This window comes from Amycolatopsis sp. cmx-11-32 (assembly GCF_047608695.1).
Lineage (GTDB): Bacteria > Actinomycetota > Actinomycetes > Mycobacteriales > Pseudonocardiaceae > Amycolatopsis.
In genome coordinates, this window is the sequence record NZ_JADNQN010000003.1 from 534,656 (window position 1) to 543,367 (window position 8,712).

Here is an 8,712-nt window from a genome sequence, read left to right on the forward strand (position 1 = left end):
GCCCGATACTCGATCACACACCGGTCGAGGAGGAGCTAGCCATGGCCACACGCCTGTTCATCGACGGACAGTGGACCGCCGCCGGAGGCGGGTCGCTGCCGACGTACGATCCGGCCACCGGCCAGGTGATCGAGGAGGTCGGCACCGCGTCGGCCGCCGACGTCGACGCCGCGGTCGGCGCCGCGAGGAAGGCACTGAGCGACCCCGCTTGGGCGGCACTGCTGCCGGTCCAGCGGGCCGCGCTGCTGTTCAAGCTGGCGGAACTGGTCGACAAACACCACGAGGAGCTGGCCGCGCTCGAGACACGCGACCAGGGCCAGCCGATCGGCATCTCCCGCCAGGTCAGCGTCACCGGCTCGGCCGAGCACCTGCGGTACTTCGCGGGCTGGGTGACCAAGATCCAGGGCACCACCAACCCGGTGTCCTTCCCGGACACGCTGCACTACACGCGCCGTGAGCCGGTCGGGGTGAACGCGCTGATCACGCCGTGGAACTTCCCGCTGATGATCCTGGTGTGGAAGCTCGCGCCCGCCTTGGCCACCGGCAACACCGTGGTGATCAAGCCCAGCGAGGTCACGCCGCTGACCAGCATCCGGCTGGTGGAGCTGGTCGACGAGGCCGGGTTCCCGCCGGGCGTGGTCAACCTGGTCACCGGCGACGGCACGGTGGGCGCGCTCCTGAGCGGGCACGGCGACGTCGACCACCTGTCCTACACCGGGTCGACCGCGGTCGGGAAGCTGATCACGGCGGCGAGCGCGGAGTCGAACCTGAAACGGCTCACCCTCGAACTCGGCGGCAAGGCACCCAGCATCATCGCCTCGGACGCCGACATCGACGCCGCCGTCGCGGGTAACCTCGCGGGCGCGACGCTGAACAGCGGACAGGTCTGTGCCGCCTACACCCGGTTCTTCGTGGACCGCGAACGCGAGCAGGAGTTCGTCGCGAAACTGGCCGCCGGGCTCGAGGGCCTCAAGCTGGGGCCGGGCCTGGACGAGTCCACCCAGCTCGGTCCCCTTGTCTCCGCGAAGCACCGCGAGCACGTGGACTTCCTCGTCTCGACCGGTCGCGAGCAGGGCGCGGAACTGGTCACCGGCGGCCGAGCGCTTGATCGCGATGGCTACTTCTACTCGCCGACGTTGTTCGCCGGTGTCGCCGACGACATGACGATCATGCGCGAAGAGATCTTCGGCCCGGTCCTCGCCGTCACCGCTTACGACGATCAGGACGAGTTGCTGGCCCGCGCGAACGACACCGAGTACGGGCTCGCGGCCACCGTGTGGACCCGTGACCTCGGCGTCGCGCACCGGTTCGCCAACGGCATCCGGGCGGGCGCGGTGTTCGTCAACATGCCGCCGATCCCCGACATGGCCGCGCCCTGGGGCGGGTACAAGGCGTCGGGCTGGGGCCGCGAGATGGGTCCGTGGGCGATCGACGCGTACACCGAGATCAAGTCCGTCTGGCTGCACTACTCGTGACCGCTGGCGACGCGGTGAACTCGACCGCGATGAGCAAGTCGCAGATCGCCTACCACTGGATCAAGGCGCGGATCGACGACGGCGCCTTCTCCCCCGGCTACCGCCTCGTGTTCGGGCAGATCGCGCAGGAACTCAGGGTCAGCACCGTGCCCGTGCGCGAGGCGGTCCGGCGGCTGGAGGCCGAGGGGCTGGTGACCTACGAGCACAACATCGGCGCGCAGGTCGCGATGGCCGACGAGAGCGACTACCAGCACACCATGCAGACGCTCGCGCTGGTCGAGGGCTACGCCGCCGCGCTGGCGGCGCCGTCGTTGCCCGGCAAGGCACTCGAGGAGGCGAAAGGACTCAACGCGGAACTGACCGCCTGCCTCGACAACTTCGAGCCGTCGCGGTTCACCGCGCTGAACCGCGACTTCCACCGTGTCCTGTTCGGCACCTGCCCCAATCCCCAGGTGCTCGACCTGGTCAACCGCGGCTGGAACCGGCTGGCCGGACTGCGCACGTCGACGTTCAGCTTCGTCCCCGGCCGCGCGCACGAATCCGTGCAGGAGCACCAGAACATCCTCGACCTGTTCGACAGGAACGCGCCTGCCGGGGAGATCGAACTGGCGGTGCGGGAGCACCGGCTGACGACGCTGGAGACGTTCCTGGCCTGGCGGCATCCCTAGGCGCCCGGCGGCGGGAACGCGTAGAAGCGCACGGAAAGTTCCTTCTCGTCCGCCGTCGGTGGCAGTACTCACGAGACCCGACCCATCCGACCGGCCGAGTGTTCCGAATCCGTGAAGGACTCCTTGAGGGACTCTGGGTCCCTCAAGGAGTCCTTCACGGACCGCGATCCTGACCTAAGACACTCCTGGTCCTTAACACTCACGAGGCTTGAGTCTCCACCCACTGGAGCCTTTAACGTCGCTTCCATGACGATCAAGGTTCTGAACACCTACCCGGCGATGCGCGAGATCCTGCGCGCGCCGCATGCGGACCGCACCGCGCTGCTCAAGGCGATGGTCGAGTCCGCCGCCGGGATGTACCGCTACTTCCCCGGCGACGTGGACCTCGTCGCGATGCACGCGATGAGTTCCGGTTTCCCGCTCGACAGCGACGAAGAGCGCTGCCTGGAAGCTCTCGGCGCTCTGCGTGAAGCCGACGCCTGGAACCGTATCCAGCGGGCGCCGTCGCCACGCAGGCGGCGGCGACTCCCGGCATCGCGGTACCGGATATCACCGTCCTCATCGTCCTGGGTGATCCCGGTGACGAGCACTTCATGGGCCCGAACCTGGGCATGACGGCGAACGGCAGCGTGTCCGGCTACATCTACCTCAACTTCTGGCCATACCCGGAGAACCTGGTACGGCTGGAGGCGACGGCGGTTCACGAGCTGAACCACAACCTTCGCTACAGCCCCGGCGGGGTGATCTGGGACCCGGCGACGGTCACCGTCGGCGAGCAGATCGTGTCCGAGGGACTGGCCGACGCCTTCGCCCGCCAGTTGTACGGCGACGACCTCGGCTACACCCGCATCGGTGTGCCGCATCTGCACGACGACTCGGTGTTCGCGAAGGTCGTCTCCGGGCTGGAAATCACCGGCATGCGGAACTTCGCGGCCTGGGTGCACGGTGACGAGACCGCCGCGCGCTACGGCGGCACTCCCGTCGGCCTGCCGACGGGTGCCGGGTACGCGGTCGGCAACCGTCTCGTCGACGCCTACCTGGCGGCGACGGGCCGCACCGCCGCGGAGGCCCTGCTCGCGGACCGCCGCGACGTCATCGACACCGCGCTCGACCGGATCTCTTAGGACTCGCGGCGCCTCGACCGGATCGCGAGCGCCACCAGCACGCCACCGAGCAGCAGCAGGAACAGGCCGGCGACCAGCAGGCCACGGACCTCTCTACCGGTCGAGGCCAGCGGGCCGCTGTCGGACGGCCCGCCACCGGGCGTGGTCGCACCCGGCTGGCCGGGCGTGGTGCCGGTGGTCATCCCGGGCCCCGGCGTCGTGCTCGTGGCACTGCTGATGGTGGTCGGCGACGTGCTGCTGGACGAAGTCGTACTCGACGGCTCGCTGCTCGAAGTAGTGCTGCTGCTCGAAGTGGCACTACTGCTCGATGTAGTGGTACTCGTCGGGCTCGTGGAACTGGACGACGTGGTGCCGGAAGACGAAGTCGAGCTGCTCGGCGTCGTGGTCGGTGTACTGCCGCATTCGGGCAGGTCACCGTTGAACGGGTAGGCGTGGAACTCCTGCCCGCCACCACCGGTGGCCTCCGAGCTGTGCACCAGGTTGCCCGTGGTGAAGAAGCGGCCGTTCATCCCGGACGCGGTGACCGTCGCGGTGCTCCCCTGGTCGCCGATCAGCACGCTTCCCTGGAACTGGGCGCCACCGGCGATCTTCACCTTGGTGGCGTCCGGGAAGTTCCACAGCAGGCGTTCCCGCAGCTTGTTGATCGGGTCCGCGTCGCCGGGGTCGCCGGTGGAGGTGTTGATCGTCCGGACGGCGCCGACCACGTTGACCAGGATCGTCGCCCCGGCCGGGATGCCTTCGAACTCGATGCCCTGCATACCGCCGTTGGCCGCGGTCACGTCGAAGTCCACGGTGAACACCTGCAACGCGGATTTCCCGTCCCCGGTGAACAGGGTGCGGTATCCCTCGTTGCGCGCCGTGCCCGTGGCAGGCCGCGGCGTGGTGCCTTCACGCGCGTAGCACTGGCTCGCCACCCGAAGATCCTCGCGCAGGCCCACGTATGGCTTCGCCGCGTCGGGGTCCTTCGCGAGCGTTCCGTTCACCGTCCCGGTGACGGTCCCCGCGAGCCGGACGACACCGTCGTCGGCGACCAGCCGTTGCCGCGGGGCGACACGCACGTTCCCGCCGGTGGTCAGGAAGTCCGCGCCGTCGGGGGGCGGGACCCGTGAGCCGACACCGGCGATGCCGACGTTGTAGATGGCGGACACACCCGCTCGTTTCGCCATGTCGAAATCACCGAGGACGACGACTCGTCCTTCGGCTTCCGCCGCCGCTTCGCGTACCTGGAATTCGCCACCGACATAGACGTTGATGCCGTCGTCCCGGCCAGGGTAGGCCCCATTGTTCACCGGCGGGTACTGGCCGGGGCAAGCGTCGCCGACGCACGGACCGAGGCCGCCGGGTAGTGGGGCCGCGACCGCGCCACCGGTGACGACAAGGGCCGCCACGCACACCGCCGCGGCGGCACCGGCAGAGATCGAGGCGAACCGCCTTGCACGCATTCGGCGATTCTTGTGCCGATCGACCGGGTGAACACCCTCGAAAACCGGAAATACCCCCGACAGGGCGAGAGTGATCGCCCACCCCGTTCGTGTTTCGTCCCGCGCGAATTCTTCGCGTCGTTCTGACGGCCAGCATCTGCGGGCATCGATGCCGTCTGCTTGACTGCTGCCCGTGCCGTCCGCTCGTGAGACCTCCGTCGAAGCGGAGTTCTCGACGGTGGTCGGCCGGTTCGCCGGACCGGCCAGGGGTGCCGGGCTGCTGGTGATCAGTGTTTTCGGGGTGCTCGCGACGCCGTCGGCCGCGCTCCCGCTCGGCTTCGGACTGTTGACGCTGGCGCTGGTCGCCGCCGTGGCCGAGCACTTCGCGGGCAAGACCGGCCGGGGCAGGCCGGTGGCTTTCGCACTGACTCTGGTGCGTGCCGCGGCGATCTGCGGCACCCAATTCCTGACCGCGCCCGAAGCCGGCGAGCTGAACCAGTGGGCGCTGAACGTCCTCACCATCACCGCGATCACCCTGCAATGGGAATGGGCGCCGAAGATCACCGTGCCCGCCATCGCCTGCCTGCTGGCGATCGAGGTGGTGCCACTCGGCTTCGAGGACGGCCTTTCGGTGGTGCTGCGGGTGCTGATCGAAGCCGCGCTCGCCAGGGGCGCTTTCCTCCTCTTGTCGCGCACGACGCGCCGGATCGATCACCTCCGTGAGCGGCGCGCCCGGCTGGCGCGCGAGGAATCCCTTGCCGTGGAACGACGACGTCAGGAACGGGAGTATCTGGCCGTCCTGCACGACACGGCGGCCGCCACCTTTCTCACGGTGGCCCAGCGCGGGGAAACGGCGGGCCCGGCCGAGGTCGCGGAATACGCTCGCCGGGATCTCGCGATGCTCACCGGCGAATCCGGTCCCGGTGGGGAGGTGGACCTGGAGGCCTCGTTGCGCGGGGTGCTCGCGCACAGCCCGGTGCAGGTCGAGACGCGCTGGTCGCCGGTCCCGCCGATCCCGGCGTCGGCCGCGCTCGCGCTGGTCCGTGCCGTGCGGGAGGCATTGGTGAACGTCGAGAGGCACGCGGGCGTCACCGAGGCCCGGCTGACGGTCGAAGACGGCCTCCGCGTGATCGTCCGGGACGAGGGCCGCGGTTTCGATCCGGCGGAGACGCCGGCGCAGCGTCGAGGCGTCCGGGGATCGGTCGTCGAGCGGATGGCCGCGGCGGGCGGCCGGGCGAAGGTGACCTCCGCGCCCGGCGCGGGCACCACGGTGGAACTGGTGTGGCCCGATGGGTGAAACGACGGACCGGGTCCTCGGCGGCTGCCGGATCGCGTTGCTGATCGTGACCGCGGTACTCCAGGTCGGCCTCAGCCTGCCCGTGGTGAGCGGCGCCCCGAGCGGGTACGCCTTCGTGGCCTTGGGTGCGGTCCTGGTGGTCGCGGCGTTCTGGGTACTGCGCGGCAAGGCGGTCCCCTGGCCCGCCGCGGTGACGGGGTCGGTCGTGGTGCTGGCGGCCTCGGCGGTCGCGACCTGGGCGGTGCCGCCCGGTGAGCTGTTCGGCGACCGGCACTGGGTCTTCGGCCTGGCGGGCTGGCATCTGCTGGTCCTGCTGCTGGACCGTCCCGTGGCCGCCGTCGCCGCCCTCGGCGCGCAACTCGCGCTCACCGTCGTCAGGCTCGTGGTGTCCGCGCCGGCCGACCGGTCCGAGATCGGCAGCGTGGTGATCGTCGGGCTCAGCGTGGTCACCTTCCAGGCCGCGACGCTGGCGCTGGTCCGCGTCGTCCACCGGCGGGCGGGCGAAGCCGCCGAGGCCTCCGCTGAACGGGATCGGCTGGCCCACCGTAAGGCACTCGCCGAGCAGCGGGAGGCCGACCAGCGCAACCGGTTCGCCGGCCAGCTCGGCGCCACCCTGCCGCTGCTCGCCGGACTGGCCGACCGCACCCTGGACCCGCGCGACGCGGTGGTGCGAGAGCGGTGCGCGCTCGCGGCCACGCAACTACGACGGCTGTTCGCGGAGAACGACGACGTCCCCGATCCGCTGGTGCACGAGGTGTCCGCGTGCGTCGATCTCGCCGAACGGCGGGGTTTGACGGTGACGCTGGCGGTCAGCGGCGAACCGGCGCCCGTGCCGACGGCCGTCCGGCGCGAACTGACCGGCCCGCTGATGACCGCGCTCGTCGCCGCGCGGTCCCAGGCGCGGGTCAGTGTGCTGCGCGCCGGCGACGAAATCCGGGTCGCGGCGATCACCGACGGTGAACCCGGTGCGCCAGCGAACGGATCGGGCGCCGTCGACGTCGAATGGCACGCATGGGGACAACGATCGTGGATGGAGGCGAAATGGCGTTCGCGACCGAACTGACCGCGGTGGTCGTCGACGATCACCCGGCCGTGCGGGCCGGGGTCGTGCACTGGCTGTCCTCGGGCACCCCGCCGGTCACCGTCGTGGCCGAGGGCGAGGATGTGCGTGCAGCGTGGATCGGCGAAGGCGCACAGGCCGACGTCGTCATCCTCGACCTGCACCTGAACAGCACCACCCCCGCGATGGGCGATCTGCGGCGGCTCACCGAGGCAGGCCGCCGTGTCGTCGTCTATTCGATGCGGGCCGACGACGAGACCGTCCTGCAGTGCCTCGAACTCGGCGCGCTCAGCTACCTCACCAAAGCCGAAGGCGCGGAACACCTCCTCGAAGCCGTGCGCGCGGCGGCCGCCGACCGGCCGTACACGCCGCCGTCGCTGGCGGGCGCGCTGGCCGGGGACCGTTCGGAGCGGCGTCCCGCGCTCTCCGCGCGGGAGACCGAAGTGCTCATCGAGTGGTTCCAATCCGAGTCGAAGGACTTCGTCGCGCACCGGCTGGGGATCTCGCCGAACACCGTCAACTCGCACCTCGAGCGGATCCGGGTCAAGTACGCCCAGATCGGCAGGGAGGCCCCGACCAAGGCCGCGCTCGTCGCGCGGGCGATCCAGGACGGGCTGATCGGCGTGAGCGATTTGTGATCGGCTGTGGTGTGAACGGGCCACACCAGCGGATCCATCCGGCGATACGGTCCGTGGCGAGAACGCCGTGACCGATCGGTGCGCGGTGGACGCGGGCGGCAAGGGCGAGAAGGTGATCCTGGCCAACCGGGCTGGGCCGATCGGCGTAAGCGATTCGTGATCGATTGTGGTGCGAACGGGCCACACCGCCGGACACCGACGGCGATTACGGTGCGTGGCGAGAACGCCGTGACCGATTCGGCGAGTAGTCCGAGGAGATCCATGAAGTCCGACCGCATCGCCCTGTTCACCACCGGTTTCGCCGCGGTGCTGCTGCTCACCGCCTGTGGCGGGAAGGAGGAGGCCGGAAACCCGGTTCCCGCCCCCACCCCGGCTTCGTCTCCGACGTCGGCCCCCGCCTCTTCCCCCGCGACGAGCGGCACCGTCCCGGTCTCGAACGCCGACACCACCGCGCCCGGCAGCGAACTGAAGGTCGGCGACCGCGCCGTCGTCCCGTTCAAGTACGGCACCGACAAGACCGGCACCCTCGCGATCACCGTCAAGTCGATCGAGCTGGGCGCCAAGGAGGATCTCGCCGCTTACGGTGACAAGGCCAAGGGCATGATCCCGGTGTACATCCGGATGTCCGTGGAGAACGTCGGCGGCACGGACCTCACCTACAGCTCGGTGCGGCTGCGCGCGGTGGGCCCGGATGGCAAGAGCACCGGAGTGATCATCACCGGCGAGACCCCGCAGTGCCAGACCGAGACGGCCAAGAGGGACTTCAAGGTCGTCGGCGCCACCTACCAGACCTGTGGACTGCAGGCCATCAGGGAAGGCGGAGAGGTCGGCGGCGCGACCTACTCCGACAGTGACGCGTACAAGGACAACCCGGTCATCTGGAAGAAGTAGCGGTCTTACCGGAACGCGGCGGGCTGTTCGAAAAGATGGGTGACGAGCTGGTGCCGACCATGCGGAAAGCCCTCGAGGCCCTCTAGCGTCGCGTCCCCCGGTCGCCCGCGTGATTGAACGGCGATCTCACGTGATTGA

The 8,712-nt window shown here is 69.8% G+C and carries 9 protein-coding genes; 8 read left to right on the forward strand and 1 reads right to left on the reverse strand.

The features are described 5' to 3' along the window. The first annotated feature begins 41 nt into the window (after window positions 1-41). From ACM6LR_RS11385 to ACM6LR_RS11400, 4 genes are all read left to right on the forward strand, one after another. Window positions 42-1,475 carry an aldehyde dehydrogenase family protein gene (locus ACM6LR_RS11385; RefSeq protein WP_414943709.1) on the forward strand — a complete coding sequence of 478 codons (1,434 nt, stop codon included), beginning with the start codon at window positions 42-44 and terminating at the stop codon, window positions 1,473-1,475. Continuing rightward, the gene (locus ACM6LR_RS11390) at window positions 1,472-2,143 is read left to right on the forward strand and encodes a GntR family transcriptional regulator (protein WP_414938725.1); all 672 of its coding nucleotides are present in this window, start codon (window positions 1,472-1,474) and stop codon (window positions 2,141-2,143) included. The genes ACM6LR_RS11385 and ACM6LR_RS11390 overlap by 4 nt, the downstream gene beginning before the upstream one ends. A 246-nt stretch (window positions 2,144-2,389) precedes the next feature. Continuing rightward, window positions 2,390-2,758, forward strand: coding sequence for a hypothetical protein (locus tag ACM6LR_RS11395; protein ID WP_414943710.1), 369 nt, complete (start codon window positions 2,390-2,392; stop codon window positions 2,756-2,758). After that, window positions 2,737-3,267, forward strand: a complete 531-nt coding sequence (locus tag ACM6LR_RS11400) for a DUF2268 domain-containing protein (RefSeq protein ID WP_414943711.1) — start codon at window positions 2,737-2,739, stop codon at window positions 3,265-3,267. Before ACM6LR_RS11395 ends, ACM6LR_RS11400 begins: the two co-directional genes overlap by 22 nt. Here ACM6LR_RS11400 and ACM6LR_RS11405 read toward each other — a convergent pair. Continuing rightward, window positions 3,264-4,709, reverse strand: coding sequence for a choice-of-anchor A family protein (locus tag ACM6LR_RS11405; protein WP_414943712.1), 1,446 nt, complete (start codon window positions 4,707-4,709; stop codon window positions 3,264-3,266). The two genes, ACM6LR_RS11400 and ACM6LR_RS11405, sit on opposite strands and share 4 nt — an antisense overlap. 172 nt (window positions 4,710-4,881) lie before the next feature. Here ACM6LR_RS11405 and ACM6LR_RS11410 point away from each other — a divergent pair, with 172 nt between their 5' ends. The 4 genes from ACM6LR_RS11410 (at window position 4,882) to ACM6LR_RS11425 (ending at window position 8,574) form a co-directional block, all read left to right on the forward strand. Beyond that, complete coding sequence (locus tag ACM6LR_RS11410) at window positions 4,882-5,985, forward strand: sensor histidine kinase (RefSeq protein ID WP_414943713.1); 1,104 nt, start codon at window positions 4,882-4,884, stop codon at window positions 5,983-5,985. Then, window positions 5,978-7,048 carry a histidine kinase gene (locus ACM6LR_RS11415; protein ID WP_414938721.1) on the forward strand — a complete coding sequence of 357 codons (1,071 nt, stop codon included), beginning with the start codon at window positions 5,978-5,980 and terminating at the stop codon, window positions 7,046-7,048. The genes ACM6LR_RS11410 and ACM6LR_RS11415 overlap by 8 nt, the downstream gene beginning before the upstream one ends. Next, window positions 7,027-7,683 carry a response regulator gene (locus tag ACM6LR_RS11420; RefSeq protein ID WP_414938720.1) on the forward strand — a complete coding sequence of 219 codons (657 nt, stop codon included), beginning with the start codon at window positions 7,027-7,029 and terminating at the stop codon, window positions 7,681-7,683. The genes ACM6LR_RS11415 and ACM6LR_RS11420 overlap by 22 nt, the downstream gene beginning before the upstream one ends. 261 nt (window positions 7,684-7,944) lie before the next feature. Beyond that, on the forward strand, window positions 7,945-8,574 hold the full coding sequence (locus ACM6LR_RS11425) for a hypothetical protein (protein WP_414938719.1): 630 nt from the start codon (window positions 7,945-7,947) through the stop codon (window positions 8,572-8,574). Window positions 8,575-8,712: the final 138 nt, after the last annotated feature.